The organism is Zunongwangia endophytica (genome assembly GCF_030409505.1).
Taxonomy (GTDB): Bacteria; Bacteroidota; Bacteroidia; order Flavobacteriales; family Flavobacteriaceae; genus Zunongwangia; species Zunongwangia endophytica.
This window is the reverse complement of sequence record NZ_JAUFPZ010000002.1, coordinates 177,010-197,862: the sequence shown is the minus strand read 5'-3', so window position 1 is coordinate 197,862 and position 20,853 is coordinate 177,010. Positions and strand designations below refer to the sequence as shown.

Genomic DNA, 20,853 nt, shown 5'->3' with positions numbered 1-20,853 from the left:
TCTAACATTAAATATGCATACTGATTCACCACTTATTGACCCAAAAAATGATAAACTTGGCAGATTATTATTCGCAACTGAAATTGCCTCAGGTTTAGTTTATTCATTTGAAAAAAATAATGAAAGTGTTGTCTTAGGTATAAATGGAACTTGGGGTTCAGGAAAGTCAACTTTGATTAACTTCATCATAGATGAAGTTGAGCGTATATCGCAAAAAAGCGGACAAGATATTATTACTTTAAGATTTAATCCTTGGATGTTTTCAGGACAAAAAGAACTTCAAAATGTTTTTTTAAAAGAACTTTTTTTAAAGCTTGACGCAAACAAAGAAAAATTAAAAGATGCTTCCAAAAAAATAGCACAATTTTTGGGACATTTAAATTGGTTAAAATATGTCCATTCTGGTGCAGGCGAAGCTGTTAAAGATGTTAAAGATTTTTTGGATGGTATTAATCAAGAAAAAGATTTAGCACAGCTAAAAGCTGATGTTGATGAATTACTTATCGAATCCAAGGTAAAGTTATACATAACTATTGATGATATTGATAGATTAACACCTTCAGAAATTACCGACATATTTCAACTCGTTAAGCTAAATGGTAATTTCGCAAATACGATATTTATTCTCGCATATGATCAAAAGGTTGTTACTTCTGCTTTAAGACATCAATTTGGCGAAAATGGAAAAAAATATATTGAAAAAATAGTTCAAGTTGATTATACTCTTCCTTCTGTATCTAAAGAAAATATTTCAAGAATTTTCATCGATAGTTTAAACAACCTTTTTGATAATGAAGTGATTGAAATATGTATATCTGAATTAACGCCAAAAATTAAAAACCAATCTTTTATTAAATTCTTTAGTTCATTAAGAGATATTTATAGGTTTAATAATAGCATAAAATTAAGATTACCATCAATTTTTCAAGAATTAAATATTCTTGACTTTTTGAAAATAGAAGCATTAAGAATTTTTAATCCAGAAGCTTACGAATTTATTATTAATTCAAAAGATGCATTAGTCTACCAAAAAAAGAGAAAACTTACTCAGTTGGGATAAATAAGGAAAATGAAACTAAAGATTTTATAAACGATAAAGACTTCGGTAATCTTACTAAGCAAATACTAATCGAATTATTCGTTATCAATGATACTTGGGCTTTTAGTTCTGAAAAACCTGATGATCTCATTAGAGAAAAGAGAGTAGCAAATCAGAATTATTTTGACAGATATTTTAATCTTCAGCTTGGAAGTCTAGATATACAAGAAAATCTATTTGAAAAATTTATCAATGAATCAACAATTACAGAAAAAGTAGAGATTTTAGAAAACATAATTGATGATAAAAAGCTCTTTCAATTTTTAAATTGGATAGAAATAAAATCTAAAAGAACTGAACTGCCTAAACTTAAAAGTATTGTGGAAGCGTCGTTTAAAGTAACAGATAAAATAGCTTACTCGAAAGAAGCCTTTTGGGGATATGATACTGATTTTATGATTATACAACGATTTTGTTCTAGAATTATAGAGCAATTTCCAGAAATTAAGGACAAAAGAAACTCTGTAATCAATCATATAAAAAAAACTAAAGATGATTTTTCATTTTCATCACTTTACAATGCTGATAGCTTGATTTTCGCAAAACAAAAATTGGATGAAGGGAAATTATTTCACCATCAAATGTGGAACGGATTATTTTCGAGAGAAAAGATGGATGATGATAAATTCATAAAAAAAATTCTCAGTTTTCAAAAGAAAATATCTAAATACCTTTTCGAAAAGGAATTAGAGAAGAAAGGAACTCTAAATAATGATGAGTTAACTTTTGTATTACCTTTAGTTAGTAAATATTACACGAAATTTTATGATGAAAAGTTTCCGCTATTAATCAAAACTGACGCTAATTTAATTAACTACTTATGGTTATCAATTAAAAGGAGTTATATGACGTCTGGCACTCAAGTTGGTTATCAAGTAGCAGAGTACCAATTATTTTCAGGTATTGATAAAGAAGAATCGAAAAATAGATTAGAAAAGTTAAATGAAAAGGATTTTTCCCAAGATGAAATAAAAATCGTAAAATTATTTTTGAAAGCTTATAATGATGGTTTTAAAGAGAAAATATTTTATAATATTGATACACTTGAAACAATGGGAAACTGGTAAAAAAACTGCCCACAACAACGTATATAGCTCATAGCTAATTAGTTGCTTAAACGAAGTTAAGGCATATTTGGAAAGTCGCCAAATTTTTAAATTTGACGATTTCCAATAAAAAGATAAATAGTAAAATTTAAAAATCTGGCTTGTGCTCAACCGAACAAAAACCGCTTATTTGCAAGCTACGAGCCATATACAAACACGTTGCCATTAATTATAAGAAACATCGTCACATTCGACAAAATTTATCGTCTTTAAAGAAAAATACATTGAATGAAACATCAATTTTATAGTTTATTGATTGTCTTATTAATTCTTACTTCCTGTCTGAATAGTGCTAAAACTCAATCAGAAGAAAAGAATATTCAGACCGAACAACTCGATTCATTGTTCAATTTCAGCCACTCGAATGGAATGTTTAATGGAGCTATTTTGGTTACAAAAAATGATTCCATTATTTACAAGGAATCATTTGGTTACGCCCACGAAAAAACGAAAGAAAAGATAACAACTGAATCTGTTTTTTACATCGCATCAGTTTCCAAACAATTTACTGCAATGGGAATTATGATGTTACAAGAACAAGGCAAATTATCATATGACGATAAAATCAAAGACATTTTCCTAGATTATCCAACCTATTTAAAAACTGTAACCATAAGACAACTTTTAAACCACACATCAGGACTTACGGACACGGAATATTATAAGTTGACCGAACCAAGCAACAAAGATGTTCTTGAAACCCTTATGAAACAGGATTCCCTTGGACTGGAAAACGGAAAACATTTTCGTTACAGTAATTCTGGTTATGTAATGCTCGCTTTAATAATACAAAAAATTTCGGATAAACCAATTGACCAATTCTTCAATCAAGAGATTTTCGAGCCTTTGGAAATGAAAAACACCACAGCGACAAATGCCAGAATAGAAAATATTTCTAACAAAGTAGCCGGATACAATCTAATTGGGTCAAAGGTTGATTATGAATCTTCTGTAATCGGACCAGGAGGAATTTATTCAACTCTAAACGATTTAGAAAAGTGGAACAAAGCATTGAATACAAATAAGTTAATCTCACAAAAAACGCTTAAAGAGGCATTTAAAAATGGGAAACTAAATGAAAATTCAATATCCATAAATATGAACGATCAAGAATATGGTTACGGTTTTGGTTGGATGCCATACGAGAAAAATGGAAAAAAGTATGTTCAACACGATGGAACTGTGGAAAATTACAGGTCTTTAATAAAGAAAAACCTAACCGATGGTTATGACTATATATTTTTGACAAATCAAGGTGGTAGATTAGCAATGAACGAATTGACAACATCAATTGATAACATCCTTGAAAACTCGAAATACATAAAACCTGAAATACCGATAGCGAACAAAATTGTGCAGGAATTTGAAAAAAACGATACAAATAAAGCAATCACTATTATAAAAAATGCAATTAGTGGAAATCCGAGTGAATACAACATTGACGAAAATAATATAAACAGACTTTCTTATACCTATTTAAGAGATGGTCAAATGATTAAATCTATTGAAGTTTTCAAACTAAATACGGAGTTGCATCCGAATTCAGCCAATGCATTTGATAGTTTGGCAGAAGGCTATTTTGCGAATAAACAGTTTGGACTTTCAAAAGAAAATTATCGAAAATCATTAGAATTAAACCCTGAAAACGAGAATGCAAAGGTTATGATTGAGCGAATCGGAAAAATAACTAATGGCAACAACGTATATAAAAAATAGCGGTTTTATCGCTTAATCGAAACAAAATGAATAAATTAGAGGTCAGTTATAATCCGAAAAGTTAGTGCTAAAAACCCGCTACTTTCTATATACAAACTCGTTGTGTGTAATGCAAAAAAAACAAATCTAACTATGAAACAGATATTTACAATTTTATTTTTCTTTGCTTTTTTGTTTTCATTTGCGCAAACAAACTCCAATCACGTGTATGTAAGCGGCTACTACAAAAGCAATGGTACTTATGTTCAACCGCATTATCGGACTGCACCAAATAGCACGAATAGAGATAACTTTTCTACTCGCGGAAATACTAACCCATATACAGGACAACCTGGTTATATTACGCCCGACAGTAATACATCTTCAACATACACCCCAAGCACATATTCTAATTCAACTACAACCTACCCTAAAACTACTTACAGCACAACATCTACGAGTTCATCAAATAACTCATATAACACTGCAAATATTTATACGACTACAAGCTCTTACGGACAACTATGGAGTAAACCATCCCAGTTTGATGCTATTCGCCCAATTAAAAAAGGTAGTCGAGTAAAAGTTATAGAATATGAAGATGGATTTTATAAGGTTATATCAAATGGAACAATAGGCTATATAAATAGTATAACCATTAATGAAAACTCAACAATGAAAAGCCTTAAAAAAGGCGAAATAGAATATTCAAATACAACAGAAACCAAAGCTACTGTAAATGAAATATTTGACATAGAAGTATCGAAAATATATGCACTACCAAGTAAGTACGTTTCTGCAAGAGAAGCTAATTTGCGATTAGGACCGACCACAATTACTAATGTTTTGACTACAATTAAGCGGAATGATAAAATAAGGATTATTGACAGCTCAACTTATAGTTCTTGGACGAAAATAATTGTAGAAGCTGATGACGGATTTTATATCGGATTTCTGAGTAACAGTTTAATCTCTGATGACAAAATAGAAAATAAAGAACAGACTGACGGCCCAACTTCAGTTGTAAAAAGTTTCCTTAAGCATTTAGGCGAAGAAGAATTTTATAGTGCATTCTCATTGACAAATAGCCCAAGTTGGAATAAAAACGGTGGATATAGCTGGTTTTCTTCAACAGATGCATATGGCGGAATTGATTATGTTTCAATTTATGAAGTTAGACTTGAAAATGCTTACGAAGACCAAGCTGTGGTATTTGCCGATTATTATGCCAGCGACCCTTTACATACTTCCAGAAGATGGAAGCAAATTTTGATTTTGGAATACCAATATGGAAAATGGAAAATAGTCAAAACCAAGTTAGCGGAATAGCACTACACACAACAACGTATATAACTCATAGCTATTCAGTTGCTTAATCGAAGTTAAAGTATATTTGGAAAGTCGCCAAATTTTTTAATTTGGCTTATTGAGAAAAGATAATAAGAAAAATTAAAAAATTCGGCTCGTGCTTCATCCGAAATAATTTCATAATTTGCACGCTACGAGCCATATACAATACCGTTGGCAATAATTTGAAAAAAGACAGAGTAAATATCGTAGGAATTGGAATTCTATATATAATTATCTTGATTTCTTGTAAATCAGGTTTGAATTATTATGAAAACCAAAAGATAATAACAAAATCCTGTGAATTGGAAAAGTTGATAAACACTTCGGTGGTTGTTCAAGGAGTTTATTATGAATGTATGGAATATAATGGATTTCAAACTTCCGATAAAGGTTCTTGTAAAGAAAAATTTGATATTTATTTGAATTTTGAACAAATTGAGATTCCTGAAAATTTATTAGATAAGTTCTATCAAATACATGGTTGTACTGGAACAATAAAAATGACTATCAAAGGAATTCTAAAAAATGACAGTGAAAATGGATACGGACATTTAGGTTCGAACAATTCTGAATTGATTGTTCAAAAAGTCATTGATTTCGGAAAAGTAAAGTATATTAAACCATAAAATACATAAAACTCTGAAAATATGAGATTAATTTCAACACTCATTTTTATGTTAACCCTTAACAATATTTATGCTTGTACTTGCGAAAGTTTGGGAAAAATAGATATTAATCAATTCAATGAATATGACTTAATTGCAACTGGAAAAATATTAAGTGTAGATTTTGGAGAATTTACTCAAACAATTGAAATAGGAATTCATAAAATTTTTAAAGGTAAGGTAAAAAAAATGACGGTTAACCTATTATCAAGTAGTCAATCTGAAATGTGTGGGATTTTTCCAAAAGTTGGAGAAAAATGGTTGATTTATGCAAATGGAAAAGACATTGAATTTTCAACTGACCTATGCACAAGAACACAAAATATGACTCGAACAAATGACAAAGAAAAGAGAATAATAAAACGAGATTTGAAATTCTTAAAACAAAATTCAACTCGAAATAAAAACTATTGCCAACAATGGCTATAAGTAATTGCTTGTTCTCGCCTACTTCTGAAAATCTTTGCGGATTTTCATCTTGGTGTGTACTTGCAAAGTTTCGTACTAGCCCACGCAACTACTCATAGCCGACACCGTTGTGCGTAATTTTATAATTTATGAGGAACACCAAACTTTTACTAATTTTTATACTTTTTCCTATTTCTTTAATATCTCAAGTTAAGTTACAAGATTCAACATTACTCAAATTTCAAACCAGAATTGACTCAATTTCAATGCAATATGATAGGTTGAAAAACTCTTATAATCATCAAAATTTAATTTATGAGAAGACATTAAATGGTATATCAAACCAGCTCTCAGCTGCTTCCTACAACCTAACTATTTTTAGTATACTTTTTGCCATAGCCGCTATAGGACTCGGTGTATATGTTACTTACATAGAAAGAAAGATTGTCAAAATGAGAGAAGAAAATACTTCCCTCTTAAAAAAATCAATAGAAGCAAAAGAAAAGGTTGAATCATTGAATAAATCAATTCAAAAAGATATCTATGGACTATATATCAAAATTAAAAGAGAAGAAACTTTAAATATCCTAAATAGATTAATTAAAGTTCCTCGTGATATAGTTAATGTAACTAGTCAGTTATTTTCGAGAGATTTAAAAGAAGAGGATTTTACTTTATTAAAGAAAGCATATGTAGAATTAAAAGATGAACAAGCTAGTGTCCCTAATAAAAATTATGAGAGAGATAGAAGAGTTTATTGTCTTTTATTTTTCCAACAGTTTCTAGATCTGAGTATTAAAGATTCGGATATTGGAGAGGAAATTTTAAGATACTACGGTTTATCGGTTAGAAGTGCTAATACTAAGGATATTATTAAATCCACAGAGGATTTCGGAAAAGCTATTATGGACCTAGGATTTCAGTCTCGGAAAAAGGAGATTAATCAATTTTTTAAGGCTATATCAAATTCTAGTTTCTCTAACTTTAATAAGATTTATGAAATTCTGTTAACCGATTTGTACAGTCGAAATAATCAATTTAAACTCTATGAACTTTTATCAAAGGATAAAGATTTAAGAAAAAGTAAATCAGCATATGGGTTATTATTAAAAGAAAAATATGCTAATGATAACCTAACTATCTCAGAAGAAAATGTAATAAAAGATGCTGAAAAATTACAAGAAGAATTAGAAAAAGATGAAGAGGATGCAAAACAAAAAGTTTAGCAAAAATAAAACTACGCACAACAACGGTTAATCGCCAATAAGCGGTATCGTAAGTAAGAAGATAATTAACTTGACCAACGAACAAATACTAAGCCGACAAATCCGCGTCCATAACTCCGCCAACTGGCGATAACCGTAACCGTTGTGCGTAATTTGAGAAAACATCATAAATGAAATTAAAAATCCTTTTTACAATTATATTAACTCTCAATGTCGCCATTTCACAAGCGCAGAATTTACTCAGTAAAAAACAGATAACTGAAGATATTGAATTTCTGACAAAGACTTTAAATGAAAAGTCTTCCTATGTTTACCTAAATGCCTATGATTTTAATACCGATTTTGAAGACTATTTAAAAACTTTAAGCGATTCCACCCGACTTGAAAACTTTGGAATGTTTATTACCAATACTTTAGCGAAAATTGGAGACAGACATTCTTCCTTAAGTGGAGTAAGAGGTTATGATTTAAAGGAATCGCTGTTTTTACCATTCATTTACGCACCTTTAAATGATAGAGTTGTTGTTTTAAATAAAAATCAAAATAAAGAGTTAGAAATACTCAATCCTAAATTTCCTTATCTCAAAAAAATTGACGGAATTGACATTAATGATTTCCTTCAAAAAACACGACCAGAAGACATAAAAGCACCGCAAGAAACCTATTTTACATATGCTGTAAGAGATATTCGGGACATTGAAAAAAATTATATGCTTCTCAATAAAACACTTTCTAAAGAAATAGAATTGACACTTTCAGATTCTACTTTCAACAATGACACTATTTTGACTGTTATACCAATTAATAAATCGCAAAGGCAACGACCTTGGGATGAAAGATTTGAGGTAGATTATCTTAGAGTAAAAGATGAAGATTATAATAAACCTGTAATAATCGAAAAGCTCTTTAGTATAAAAGAAAACATTGCATATATCAAAATTCCCGAAATGGTTGATAAAGATGAAGCACCTCTTCTTTTTGACAAAGTAAATTCCTTTATGCAATCAATCCAAAATGATAGCGAAGCCTTGATTATTGATGTAAGAGCAAACAGTGGCGGAACCCGTGATTTGTTGTATGAATTCGCAAAATACTTAATCCATCCAGATTCTATATATGTTGTAAATGCTACTAAACAAAGAGGCCCACTTCCATTACCAGAAGATTACAAAAAAAGTTTACACAACCGTTTTTTATATACCTTATCCGAATTAGACGATGAAGAACAAAAAAAGGCAACAGAATTTTTAAAAAGTTTTAAGCCAATCTATGAATTGGATGAAAACAAATACAGCGAATATTATTTTGGATTGTTGAATGGAAAGAAGCTAGGTAAACCAACTTTTTACTATAACAAACCTGTCTATATTTTAGCCAATGAAAAAACATTTAGTGCAGCATCTGTTTTCGTTTCTGCTTTCAAGGGCTTACCAAACATCAAGATTGCAGGAGTAACAACAGACGGCTCAAGTGGAAACAGCGAATGGGTTGACTTGCCAAACTCAAAACTATTTGGAAAAATAAGTACAATGGTTTCTTTTCAAAAGAATGGGGAAATTTTGGACGGTTTCGGAACAGAACCCGACATCAAAATTGAAAGAGGACTAAATCAGGTTCTTTGGCTATCGGATACGCAACTTGATAAATTAAAAGAGTTGATATTAACACGAGAATAAAAAACTACGCACAACAATGGCTATAAGTAATTGCTTGTTCTCGCCTACTTTGGAAATTCCTGTGGAATTTCCAACTTGGTGTGTCCTTGTAAAGTTAAGTGCTAAAACACGCAACTACTAATAGCCGAGACCGTTATGCCACATTTGATTAAAAATTCGTTGTCAGACAACCATTTCACCAAAAATTACGTCTATAATAATAGAACTAAAAACTAAACGAAATGCGAAAACTAATGCTTTTGGGGATTTTAATCTCATTCCTTTCTTGTAAAACAGAAAAAAAACAAATCGACAAATTCAACGTTGATTTCAATAAAAACATAGAAACTTACTTCCTGGCAGAGATACTTTCCATAGAGCATAGGAAAACCAATAAACAATGGGAAGAATACAAACTGAATACCTGCAAAGAATATCAGCCAATAGTAGCAAAAGCACTAACCTATTTTGGTGATTTAAAACAAAGCAAAATTGCTATAAAAACTGCAAAGTTGAATGATACATTGATTAGTTTTGGATATGGTAACGACGTTATGATGGGAATTTTATTGGAACAGCCAGAATTCAATGTTTCTAAAAAACCTTCCGATTTCAAATTTTCACAAACACATTTAAATGGAGAAGATAAAAATCGATTGGAGGAAATAATTTCAAATTATTTACAATCCCTTTACGACTTCTATCAAACCGAAAATGTAGAGGATTTTTATAATAAAAATGTCAACTTCTATAATGGTGCAATCAATGAAGTTGTATCTCATTTACCACAAGGGTTTACAGATGCTATGGAAACTTATTACGGAGATAGTAGAGAAAAATACATTGCACTGGTAAGTCCTATGATGATTTGGCCAATAGAAGATAATGAAGGTCGCGGAATTGGCGCAACAGTCGAACACAAAAATAGCAAAATTGTTTATGAAATTATGAGTCCATACGTACAAGTTCCTTTTAATTCAGATAATGAAGATTACGACAAATTCGGCTTTGACTACAAACCGAGAGCAACAACATTAACGGTACACGAATTCGGACATTCTTTTGTAAATTCAGAACTTGAACCGTATCAAGAAAAAATTGAAAACTCTTCATACCTATTTACAGATAAGCTAAAAAAGAAGATGGAATCAAAAGGCATTCAAACTTGGAACGTTTATGTAATCGAAAGTCTTGTCCGTTTAGGAGAGATTAGAGTTTCGGAAATACAGAATGATAAAGAACGAGCTGATTATTTGCGTAATTATCATACAAATCAAGAGGACTTTATCTTCATTCCTCAATTAGAGAAAAAAGTACTTGAGTATGAAAATAACCGAGAAAAATATCCGATGTGGAAAGATTTTATTCCAGAACTTTTAGAGGTTTTCAGAGAAAATAAAAGTGAGTTTGTAAATGAACAGTTGAGTCAAAAAAACGTGGCATAACAATGGCTATAAGTAATTGCTTGTTCTCGCCTACTTCTGAAAATCCTCGCGTATTTTCAGCTTGGTGTGTACTTGCAAAGTTAAGTGTTAAACCACGCAACTACTCATAGCCGAGACGTTGGCAACAATTTAAAAAATGAGTAAATCAATAATAATAATACTGATTTTAATAACACTTTTATCTTGTAAAACTGAAAAGTCAACTGAGATAATAGTTATTGGAACACTTCATAAACCAGAATATAATTTTAATTCTGAGATTCTCTTCAATATATTGGAAAATGTACAACCCGATTTTATATTAGAAGAATTAGACTCTTCTTTCTTCACTTCTAATTTTAGACACAAAAATGTTTCAAATAGTAATGAGCGAATGGCATCGGAAAAATATATTGAAAAATACCCGACAACTAAATTGAGACCATATGAATTTGAAGGTAGAAATGAATATAGGATAAATACTGGCTCACGACCTACAGATGGATTAACAACAAAACTCATAGATAGTTTAAATAATGTTGGTTTATTATCTGATAAAGAAGCTAAAATTCATAATAAATACAAAGCGCTCTTAGATCCATTAATAATATTAGCATCTAAATCCCCCGAAAAATTCAATAACGCATCAACTGACAGTATTTGTGCCATAAGACAATATTATCAATATAAAATGCTAAAAAAAATAACGAATAAAAGAGATGAATTTGCAACTCGTTTTCATACCAAACCAAACGGAGAAAAAATTAGTTACCGAGATGGATATCAGTTAGCTGATGATTTTTGGGATTTAAGAAATCAAACAATGGCTAAAAACATAATGCAAATTTCTGAAAAGAATCAAGGTAAAAAAATTGTTGTGCTTTGCGGATTTATGCATAGATATTATATTTTAAGTGAATTGAGAAAATTAAAAGAAGGGAAAAATATTATCTTAAAAGAGTTTTACGAAAAATAAAAACTGTTGCCAACACCGTGTATAATTCATTGCTAGTTCTAGTCTACTTACGAAAGTCCTCACGGACTTTCTATCTGTGATTTATTTGTTAACTTTAGTGCTCAAACACGCAACGAAATCATACACAATCACGTTATAAGCCATTTTTCATAGAAAATTTGATTTATATAATTTGATTTTTAAAAATAAAACCTTTACCTTAGCGTCGTGTTATCGTATACGATAACACGATATAGTATTATTTCGCTAAATACGATAAAAACTAACTTGAATATTTGCATTTTTATTAATACCTTTGCATACTATAATCGTATACGATTATAGTAAATAGTAATAATAATGCGAAAAGAATCATTTGAGGCAGCCCAACCCAGTATAAAAGAATATTTTTCTCAAATAAATGAGAAAGCATTTACTACACATGATTTGTCAATAATATTCGAAAATAAAAGATTCGATTGGAAAATAGCCACCTATAGAAATTCAAAACACTTTATAAAGTTTTTAGCTGATAATAACATTCTCAACTCAACTAAACTAAAACATCAAGTATCTGGATCAATAAAAACCATTCTCTCAAAACAAAATGGTAATTTTTACGACATTGCTCTTACAATAAAAAAAGATGGTTATCTAAGTAACTATACAGCAATGGCCATCCATGAATTAACTCTACAAATACCTAAATCCATTTATATAAGTTTTCTAAAAAGTGATGACAGAGTAACACAAAAAACCATAGTTAAATTATCTCAAGATAGCATTGATAAAGCTTTTTCAAAAAAGCAGCGACAAACATCTGAAATTTATAAATCTGAAAAAGAGAATTACAGAATTTACTTAATTCAGAAAAATTTTACATTAGATAATGTTGGTGTGATTACTAAAAACGGTCTAAGGTATACTGATTTAGAAAGAACACTATTAGATATAGCAATAAGACCTGCATATTCTGGAGGTGTATTTGAGGTATTAGATGCTTTTTCAGCAGCAAAAAAGAAAGTAGATTTAGTTAAATTAGAGCGATATTTAAATACTTTAGATTACACTTATCCTTATCATCAGTTAATTGGTTTTTATTTAAATAAAGCAAATTATAATCAAGAAGAATTAAGAATTTTTCAAAATAAAATAACCAATTATAATTTTTATCTTACTTATAATATTTCAAATAAGGAATTTGATCAAGATTGGAAAATATTCTATCCTAAAGGATTTTGATTCTTTCAATTAAATCCATTACATATTCAAAATAAAAATCAAATCCCAAATTCTCTGAACCTAATGTATCCTCGACACTGCTCCAGTTTTCCTTCTGCAAATCATGATACTCATTAAGTAATCCTAAAAATTCAATTGGCACCCTTTTGGCTTGGAATATTTCTTTCATTAAATTCTTATTTTCTTCAGTAGAAAGATCCATGGAGAATTGATTACAAATATTCCAAATATCATAAAAATCTCTAGCCCTTCCTTTTGTTCTAGCAGTAGAAACAATTTTCTGATATTCTGGAATAGATTGACAGAGTGCTCTTAATTTTTCAATTACAATCATTGCTGGAGTATATACCATAAGTACAGTACCATCAAGATCGTGTTTCTTTGCGCTCTGGATATATTCAAAACTACTTATATCAATCGAAAATTTAGTAGATTGTCCAAGTATCTTGATAGCTTCCCTTCTTGTTTTATCTAAATCTTCATCATACCAATTTTCTTTATGAGCAATCTTAAATTCAATATTATATCCTTTCCATTCCTTGACTTTATTAGTTTTTGGCTTTTCTTTAAACCTAATATCAAAAGCTATTAAATTCTCTTTATGAAATTCATCATTTAAAAGTGCATCCAAAGCTCCATTAATTCTATTGTAGTCCAAATCCGAAAAATCCCCTTCAATCGAAAAATCAATATCCATTTAAGCCCTGTCTGTTATATCATAAACCAACTGCAAAGCATTTCCTCCTTTCAAAACCAACCCGTACATCAATTGCTCATCATGCATCAAAGCTTTTAGAGTTAAAATCTTTATTTTATCTAACATTTAATTTTTAATTTAATTCAAATATAGTTTTTTCAAAACGGCTTATAACAACGCATATTCGCAATTGCGGCCATTGTGCTAAAAGAAAGTTTAATAGAAACCAGGAACAAAAAATACTTTATCGGACAAATCCGTATCTTCATTGCCACAACTGACGAATATACGAGACCGTTGTGAGCAATAAGCGCGGCTTTTACACCAAAAGGAGTATTTTCTAGAATCAATAAAGGACGTAGCCTTGCGTAAGTGTGATAGTTGGGGAATGGCAATTCCTCAACCCAGGCTTTTCGATGAGATCGTATGAAAGTGCACTTTCAAATACGAGCGAACTCGTATAAAAGCCTTAATCACAATGGAGCAAGGCTACGGACTCCCCTATCTTACTTTGATCCTAGAATTTTGGCAATAACTGCGCATATCAGTCCCGACCTTGATAATGAGCAATTATTGTCAAAAACATACCCTTTAAATGATTGCGCCGCGCTTACTCCGTAATTTTTTGAATGATTGAAATAGACTAACATAATGATCTTTAAAAGGTCGCTGCTAAGGACAGTTCAAAAAATTACTGCACACAACAGCGGATCATCGAAAATAGCCAAATGGAGGTCTATTGGAAAAGTTTTAGTATTTTTACTCTAAACAGTGATAACAGACTAGCCAGTAATTAAATGGCTACTTTCGATATCCGCAGACGTTGGCAGTCATTGCGAAGAAACAAAACGAATGAGGAATGAAAAGATTTAGATTAATACTGATAATGTTCTTGGGAATATTAATGATGCCCAAAATATCAACTGCCTGTTCGGTACTTTATTACATTGATTCAGCGACAGGGAAAATATATGCCGTTAATAGTGAAGATTACTTTTTGGACGTGGATGCGTACATTCAAATTGAACCAAAGTCAAAGAACAAATTTGCAAGATTATGGTACGGATGGGACAAATTCGCCCAAGGAGGCATTAATGAAGAAGGTCTTTTTTTTGATGCTGCCGTTACACCTGAACAACAGAAAATCAAAGGATACGGAAACCCAAAAAATAACTTGGGAGACAAAATTTTAGCGAATTGCTCAACAGTTGACGAAGCACTGAAATTTTTGGAAAGAGAGAAAATAGCGTTAAACAAAAGCCATATTATGTTCGGAGATAAAACGGGAAAAGCAGTTGTAGTAGAATGGGTAGATGGCAAAAGAAAACTTCATTGGATTAAGGATAACAAATTGATTATGACCAATTATCTCTTGTCTGAACCAGAAGCGGGTAATTATCCTTGCTATCGGTATGAGAGCATTGAAAACAGGATTTCGGAACTTGAAGATAATGGAGAGGAAATCAACCTTTTAAGGGTTGGGAATACTTTCGGACAAGCTGGACAGCCTGCAAGAGAACTTGAGAACGGAAGAAGCGGAGGAACAGTTTATACCTCATTTATTGATATTACGGACAACAAATTTTTTCTATCCTATAAATTGAGTAATAAAAATGTAATTCAACTTGATTTGAATAAGGAGTTTACCAAATCAAAACGACAGAAAATTGAACTTAAGGAATAACAACGAACTGCCAACAATGGCTATAAGTAATTGCTTGTTCTCGACTACTTCTGAAAATCCTTGCGGATTTTCAGTTTGGTATGTACTTGCAAAGTTTCGTGCAAAACCACGCAACTACTCATAGCCGAAACAGTTGTAAAAAATAGCTCCTGACAAAATCGCTATCAAAAACCGAACTGAGCGCAAATGGGTAAAATTAGATCAAATCGGATAATATTCTTACAAACAAAAACGGACAATTCACGCTCTAAAACTAATCTAAACAAAGAAAATTATATTCAATATTCGATAAAATCAGAACTAATTATTTAAAATCTAAACTGACAAAATCACGCTCTCAAATTCACTCAGAACAAAATTAGAACTTAAAAGATTAGCAACACCGCGGATAATAAATCAGAAAATATTGGCGAAATTGCATAATTAGACATTAGTTTTCTAGCTTTCAACATAACGGACAACTAACCTGGCTGGAGAATGAAATTAAATAATATATAAAAGCTAAAAAAGTCTAGCATTGCGCGGAATCAATCTCTCCCAAAATTCAAATTGAAAAATCAACTTAAAAATTAAAAAACCAACGCTGGATAAACTTTAAATTATAAAAAATTACCATCGATTTTAACGCTCAAAAGCTTCTCTCCCGCTCTATAAATCTAAAAAAGATGAAATCTGATAAAATTCATATTCATTAAAAAAAAACAAGAATTTAAAGATAAGAAAAAAGGAAATATTGTTTATCAGAACGTGTCGCTACATTTTACAACAACGTATAATAGCAATTGCGGCTTTGTGTAATTCGGATAAAATCAAGCAAGCATAAAATTCAGTAATTTTAGTTATCTTAGTTTTCAACCAACCAGCAACTGACGATTATACGAAGACGTTGGCAGTAATGTGAAAAAATTTTAGTAAGAATCTTTTATGAGGTACATTTGCAAAATGTTTTATAGAAGAAAAATTATATTGTCATTATTACAGCTTTTGGGTGGTGAAGTGGAAAAAACTAAGCTCCAAAAACTACTTTTTTTATATAGTCAGAGAAAGCAAAAACCTGAATATGAATTTGTTCCATATAAATATGGTTGTTATTCATATTCTGCTAGTGCTGATTTGAAAACAATGATAAAAAAAGAATACTTATTAAATAAGGAAAACGGTTACGTAAAAAATGATGAAAAAGACTATATAAAATTATTAAAACCGGCAGATAAAAAATTATTGGTTAATACAGTCATTACATATGGAGAAATGAATAATGATGCTTTAATACAACATACTTACATCAATTTTCCTTATTTTGCGATTAATAGTACAATCGCAGAACAAGTACTGAATGAAAAATTTTTCAAGAGAATTGTGGAAGCTAAACCAAAACAAAAGAAAAAAACACTTTTTACTATTGGTTACGAAGGAATATCATTAGAGAATTATTTAAATAAATTAGTAAAAAATAATATTAAACTTTTAATTGATGTTCGTAAAAATCCTTTAAGTATGAAATTTGGTTTTAGCAAAACCTTACTTAAAAAATATTGTGAAAACTTAGGGATAGAATATTTACATATTCCAGAAGTAGGGATTGACTCTAGCAAAAGAAGAAAACTAGAAAATCAAGAAGACTATGATTTACTATTTGAAGATTATAAAAATACAACTTTAGAGAAAACAAAAGATAATCAAAACATAATTCTTAACCTTGTAAATAAATATAATAGGGTTGCTCTAACTTGTTTTGAAGCCGATATTTGCCAATGTCACAGATTACCGCTATCAGAATCTATTGGTGAAATTCAGCATAATTTAGAGATTAAGCACATATGATATAATGGCACTTACCAAAGTCTTACTAACAGTAAATACATATCCATTACCATCAAGAAGTTATGATGAATTGGTTTGTACCGCTGGAATATTAGAAGATGGTAGTTGGATTAGAATATATCCTGTTCCTCTGAGCTTTTTATTAGGCCAAAGAAAATCGGGTAAAATGAGTTCTTTCAAGTATAACTGGATTGAAATTGATTTAGAAAGAAGAACAGATGATTTTAGACCAGAAAGCTATTCTCCAAAAAATTATGATTTTAAAGATTTAAAAGTAATAAAGCGCTTAGACACAAAATCTAATTGGTATTTGAGAAAACAATATTGCTTACAAAATGTTTATAAAAATTTTGATGAGCTTATTTTAGAATGTAGAGAGCCTAAATACAAATCTTTAGCAACTTTTAAACCTACAGAAATAATAGGTATTGAATTTCAAAAAGATGACCCTGAATGGAAAAATGAATGGAAAGAATTGAGAAAACAAGGTGATTTATTTAGTCAAGACAAAAAACCAGAAATCTTAATTCCAAAATTGCCGTTTAAATTTTATTACAAATTTAAAGATGTAACGGGGAAAATAAGAAGATTAATGATTGAAGATTGGGAAATTGGAGCGCTATATTGGAAATCTTTAAGTTTTTATGAAGGGAATGTTTCTTTAGCTTTGGATGCTGTAAAAAATAAATATGAAACAGAATTTATAAAAAAGAATGATATTTATTTTTTCGTTGGGACTACAAAACAATGGCATATGAGAAAAGCACATAATCCTTTTGTTATAATTGGAGTCTTCTATCCACTAAAGGAAAATCAATTAAGTTTGTTCTAGAAAAAACACTACTGCCAACAACGTATATAAAAAATAGCTGCATCTTTTCTAAAACGAAATTTTCGGTATATTTGGTAAGTCGACAAATCTTTTGATTTGGCTTTTTGAAAAGTAAAGATAAAATCAAAATGCAAAAGTTTTGGCTTGTTTTATAACGGAAAAATAATCACTAATTTAAACGCTACTTTTCATATACAATCACGTTGTGTTCAATACCTTTCAAAATCAACTTATAAATGAAAACCCTAATTCTTGTTACTTTTAGCTTAATTTTCTTTACTTCTATAGCTCAACAAAAAACAAATAAATTTGAAAATGAAATCTCACATAATTTCTATAAGAATTTGGATTCATTAATAGCTAAATATAATATTGAAGATATTCGAGAAGATAAAAGTCAAGCAATAAGGATCTGGAAATCAAATGAAATTATTTTATTAAAAGAAAAAGAAGCTATTTATACTTTTCACACTTCCAATTCAAAAAAAGAAATTATTAAACAAAAGAAGTTTAGAAGTGAAAGTGATCTAAAATCCGAATTTGAACTAATAGAAAAAATTTTAGATTCAAATCAAGATAACAAATATGCTATAGATGCATTTCCTATTATTATAGAATTGAAAAACTCTAAGCGGTATCGAATAATATCATTTAATAGGAATGCGAATTTAGAAGAGATCCTTGAGACAATCAAAATAGAAAACTCAATTAATAAAGTAAAAAAAGAGATAATCCATACGCTTCCTGCTGGTAATTACAGGATTGGAATGTCATCTTTAAAACTTGATTACATACCCCGAAAAAACAAATCAAATTTCTATCGAAAATTAGAACCTGAAATTAAATCAATACTTAAAATTAATAATAAAACTGAGCCTACTAAAATGCCTTTGGTTTTAATTAATAATAAAATAAAATACTTTGGGGATCTAAATAACCTAAAAATATCCGATGTAGAGAATTATAAAATAATAAGTGATAATTCTAAAATTCTTTACGGAGAAAATGGCAAATATGGAGTTATAAAGGTTACAACTAACTAGACGGTACAGCACACAACAACGCGTATAGCCAATTGCAGCTAAATACTTAATCGATATTCGATGTTTTTAGCTATATTTATTTTAAACGGACAAAATCTGGCTAACCAACCCGCAACTGGCCATACTCAATACCGTTGGCAACAAGCTAAAAATAATGACATGAAAAACAAAACTAATGAACAATTAGAATCAAATTTAAATTTACTTAAAGGTATTACAATAGCTCTTATTTTTGTATTGACACTATTAATTGTAATTTCAATCTATGGGTTAATAATGAAAGAGAACAATTCGACATTTGTTGCTTCTATTACTGTTGCAATTTCTTGTAGTGCAATTCTTCCTTTACTGTTAATAAATATGAACAAAATTAAAAAGGAGCTGAATTCGAGAAAATAAAATGTTTAAATACAAATAATGAACTTCAAAACAACTTTTCATTATATAAGTTATCTGCAATATCCGCTAATGATAATTGCTCTTTATTTTGCGTTTAGTCCATATTTCTTGGAATTGGAAAAATTAAAAGTAAACCCTGATTTGATTTTTCAAAACTTAAATAATGTATTAATTTTTATGGGACTTGCAGTAAGTTTTTCCTCTTTACAAGATACTACTAAAACACAAAATAAGATTTCAAGAAAAATTTATGAAAGCCCGAGAAAAGGAAAAACCTTCATTATACTATTGTGTTTAATAATTATATCCATATTAATCTCTGGCTTAATTGGTTACTTTAATAGTGTTGATGGTATTTTAAAAGATTTATCCGTTGGACTTATTATATTGAGCTTAGGTATGTTTGGCTTTTTAAAAGCTGTAATCGAAATGTTTGAAAATCATAGAAAAGATAAAAATATTACTGTTGACAATCTAGTAAACAATTAAAGATAAAACAGAAATTTAAAAAGAGGTATTAAAAAAGCCAGTTGCCAACATCGGTTCATCGCAAATAACGGGTATTGTAGAAAAAGAGTAATTTTAGAAACCAGGAAAGAAAATGGTAAGCCGACAAGTCCGCGTCCCTACTCCCGCAACTTGCGATAACCGTAACCGTTATGCGGCAGCTAAAAAAAACGACAGTTTAATAAACAAATAATGGCAAATTTTTATAGAATATTGGTTTTATCAATCATATTTGGACTGACTTTAGTTTCGTGTAAACAAAACAAAGTTGAAGGGATTTTGATAGACCATACACTTTATGAAAATCAAAGCTTTTCAAAAAATCAAGAACTAATTCAGCTAATTAAAAAGACCTTAAATAAAGATGAAGAAGCATTAGCAAAACTAAATGACTTTTGGTGTGGTGGCGGAGCAGGATGTTACGACCTAGGTTTCATTTTTACTCAAATAATTTATAGAATTGGAGAGCAGGACTTTATTAAAATGGTTGAGAAACTTAGCTATGAAAAAGTAAAAGGACTTAAATGGTGGATTATGCTTGGTCTCGAGTATGGAGATAATGATAAGGATGGAAAAATGGATCATAGGAAAATTGAGAATGAGTTTCCTGAACTCTTAAGTCTTATAAAATCTAAACAAGAAAATGAATAAGTGGAAAGTAGCTTTTTGGTGTTGTTTGATCCTTTTGGTTACAGTGACAATTTTTGCGTCCTATTCAATCATTGACCAAGCCTACACATTAAATTATCACAAAGTTAATTACGTTGACACAGAAAGCGATTTTGAAAATTTGATAGAAATAATAAATAAAACTGACTTTACAAAAACCCAAGTTCAAAAAGTACTTAAAGACCATAATAATTATGAGTTTATGGAATTTCAAAAAGATACAATTTCGTTAAACCAAATAAAATTAATTTTTTAAAGTGGAAAATTGAGTAATATTAAAGAACAACGATAGAAAAAGCCGACCGCATAACACCGTATATAATAAATAGCTGCGTTGTTTCAAAACCGGAAATTTCGGTATATTTGGGAAGTC

At 30.0% G+C, this 20,853-nt stretch carries 21 protein-coding genes; 19 read left to right on the top strand and 2 right to left on the bottom strand.

What is annotated here, in order from left to right; translation table 11 throughout:
• Window positions 1–13 precede the first annotated feature (13 nt).
• From QWY91_RS01120 to QWY91_RS01070, 11 genes are all read left to right on the top strand, one after another.
• The gene (locus QWY91_RS01120; RefSeq protein ID WP_290230860.1) at window positions 14–1,060 is read left to right on the top strand and encodes a KAP family P-loop NTPase fold protein; all 1,047 of its coding nucleotides are present in this window, start codon (window positions 14–16) and stop codon (window positions 1,058–1,060) included.
• A gap of 359 nt (window positions 1,061–1,419) precedes the next feature.
• On the top strand, window positions 1,420–2,166 hold the full coding sequence (locus tag QWY91_RS01115; protein ID WP_290230858.1) for a hypothetical protein: 747 nt from the start codon (window positions 1,420–1,422) through the stop codon (window positions 2,164–2,166).
• A gap of 408 nt (window positions 2,167–2,574) precedes the next feature.
• The gene (locus QWY91_RS01110; RefSeq protein WP_290230856.1) at window positions 2,575–3,921 is read left to right on the top strand and encodes a serine hydrolase; all 1,347 of its coding nucleotides are present in this window, start codon (window positions 2,575–2,577) and stop codon (window positions 3,919–3,921) included.
• Window positions 3,922–4,053: 132 nt separating this feature from the next.
• Window positions 4,054–5,229, top strand: coding sequence for an SH3 domain-containing protein (locus QWY91_RS01105; protein ID WP_290230854.1), 1,176 nt, complete (start codon window positions 4,054–4,056; stop codon window positions 5,227–5,229).
• 203 nt (window positions 5,230–5,432) lie between these two features.
• Window positions 5,433–5,876: a hypothetical protein gene (locus QWY91_RS01100; protein WP_290230852.1), complete on the top strand. Its 444-nt coding sequence runs from the start codon at window positions 5,433–5,435 to the stop codon at window positions 5,874–5,876.
• A 21-nt stretch (window positions 5,877–5,897) separates the two neighbouring features.
• The gene (locus QWY91_RS01095) at window positions 5,898–6,344 is read left to right on the top strand and encodes a hypothetical protein (RefSeq protein ID WP_290230850.1); all 447 of its coding nucleotides are present in this window, start codon (window positions 5,898–5,900) and stop codon (window positions 6,342–6,344) included.
• Between the two features lie 128 nt (window positions 6,345–6,472).
• Entirely contained in the window at window positions 6,473–7,549 is a 1,077-nt protein-coding gene (locus QWY91_RS01090; protein ID WP_290230848.1) for a hypothetical protein, read from the top strand.
• 170 nt (window positions 7,550–7,719) lie between these two features.
• Window positions 7,720–9,225 carry a S41 family peptidase gene (locus tag QWY91_RS01085; RefSeq protein WP_290230845.1) on the top strand — a complete coding sequence of 502 codons (1,506 nt, stop codon included), beginning with the start codon at window positions 7,720–7,722 and terminating at the stop codon, window positions 9,223–9,225.
• A 221-nt stretch (window positions 9,226–9,446) separates the two neighbouring features.
• Window positions 9,447–10,649: a DUF4932 domain-containing protein gene (locus QWY91_RS01080; RefSeq protein ID WP_290230842.1), complete on the top strand. Its 1,203-nt coding sequence runs from the start codon at window positions 9,447–9,449 to the stop codon at window positions 10,647–10,649.
• A gap of 136 nt (window positions 10,650–10,785) precedes the next feature.
• Window positions 10,786–11,604 (top strand): hypothetical protein, encoded by an 819-nt coding sequence (locus QWY91_RS01075; RefSeq protein WP_290230839.1) that lies wholly within the window; start codon window positions 10,786–10,788, stop codon window positions 11,602–11,604.
• 339 nt (window positions 11,605–11,943) lie between these two features.
• On the top strand, window positions 11,944–12,825 hold the full coding sequence (locus QWY91_RS01070) for a type IV toxin-antitoxin system AbiEi family antitoxin domain-containing protein (RefSeq protein ID WP_290230837.1): 882 nt from the start codon (window positions 11,944–11,946) through the stop codon (window positions 12,823–12,825).
• On the opposite strand, the gene QWY91_RS01065 is transcribed toward QWY91_RS01070, so the two are convergent.
• Complete coding sequence (locus tag QWY91_RS01065; protein WP_290230835.1) at window positions 12,812–13,522, bottom strand: nucleotidyl transferase AbiEii/AbiGii toxin family protein; 711 nt, start codon at window positions 13,520–13,522, stop codon at window positions 12,812–12,814. The genes QWY91_RS01070 and QWY91_RS01065 overlap by 14 nt on opposite strands.
• The gene (locus QWY91_RS01060) at window positions 13,523–13,648 is read right to left on the bottom strand and encodes a hypothetical protein (protein WP_290230832.1); all 126 of its coding nucleotides are present in this window, start codon (window positions 13,646–13,648) and stop codon (window positions 13,523–13,525) included. It lies immediately after the preceding gene.
• Between the two features lie 733 nt (window positions 13,649–14,381).
• On the opposite strand from QWY91_RS01060, the gene QWY91_RS01055 reads away from it, so the two are divergent.
• The 8 genes from QWY91_RS01055 (at window position 14,382) to QWY91_RS01020 (ending at window position 20,736) form a co-directional block, all read left to right on the top strand.
• Window positions 14,382–15,206 carry a carcinine hydrolase/isopenicillin-N N-acyltransferase family protein gene (locus QWY91_RS01055; protein ID WP_290230830.1) on the top strand — a complete coding sequence of 275 codons (825 nt, stop codon included), beginning with the start codon at window positions 14,382–14,384 and terminating at the stop codon, window positions 15,204–15,206.
• 966 nt (window positions 15,207–16,172) lie between these two features.
• A complete protein-coding gene (locus tag QWY91_RS01050; RefSeq protein WP_290230827.1) occupies window positions 16,173–17,030 on the top strand; it encodes a DUF488 domain-containing protein in 858 nt (285 codons plus the stop codon).
• Between the two features lie 4 nt (window positions 17,031–17,034).
• Window positions 17,035–17,862: a DUF8758 domain-containing protein gene (locus tag QWY91_RS01045; protein WP_290230825.1), complete on the top strand. Its 828-nt coding sequence runs from the start codon at window positions 17,035–17,037 to the stop codon at window positions 17,860–17,862.
• Window positions 17,863–18,098: 236 nt separating this feature from the next.
• Window positions 18,099–18,905, top strand: a complete 807-nt coding sequence (locus tag QWY91_RS01040; protein ID WP_290230824.1) for a hypothetical protein — start codon at window positions 18,099–18,101, stop codon at window positions 18,903–18,905.
• Between the two features lie 60 nt (window positions 18,906–18,965).
• Window positions 18,966–19,304 (top strand): hypothetical protein, encoded by a 339-nt coding sequence (locus QWY91_RS01035; protein WP_290230822.1) that lies wholly within the window; start codon window positions 18,966–18,968, stop codon window positions 19,302–19,304.
• An 18-nt stretch (window positions 19,305–19,322) separates the two neighbouring features.
• Complete coding sequence (locus QWY91_RS01030; protein ID WP_290230820.1) at window positions 19,323–19,793, top strand: hypothetical protein; 471 nt, start codon at window positions 19,323–19,325, stop codon at window positions 19,791–19,793.
• 210 nt (window positions 19,794–20,003) lie between these two features.
• A complete protein-coding gene (locus tag QWY91_RS01025) occupies window positions 20,004–20,462 on the top strand; it encodes a hypothetical protein (RefSeq protein WP_290230818.1) in 459 nt (152 codons plus the stop codon).
• On the top strand, window positions 20,455–20,736 hold the full coding sequence (locus QWY91_RS01020; protein ID WP_290230816.1) for a hypothetical protein: 282 nt from the start codon (window positions 20,455–20,457) through the stop codon (window positions 20,734–20,736). The genes QWY91_RS01025 and QWY91_RS01020 overlap by 8 nt, the downstream gene beginning before the upstream one ends.
• Window positions 20,737–20,853 lie beyond the last annotated feature (117 nt).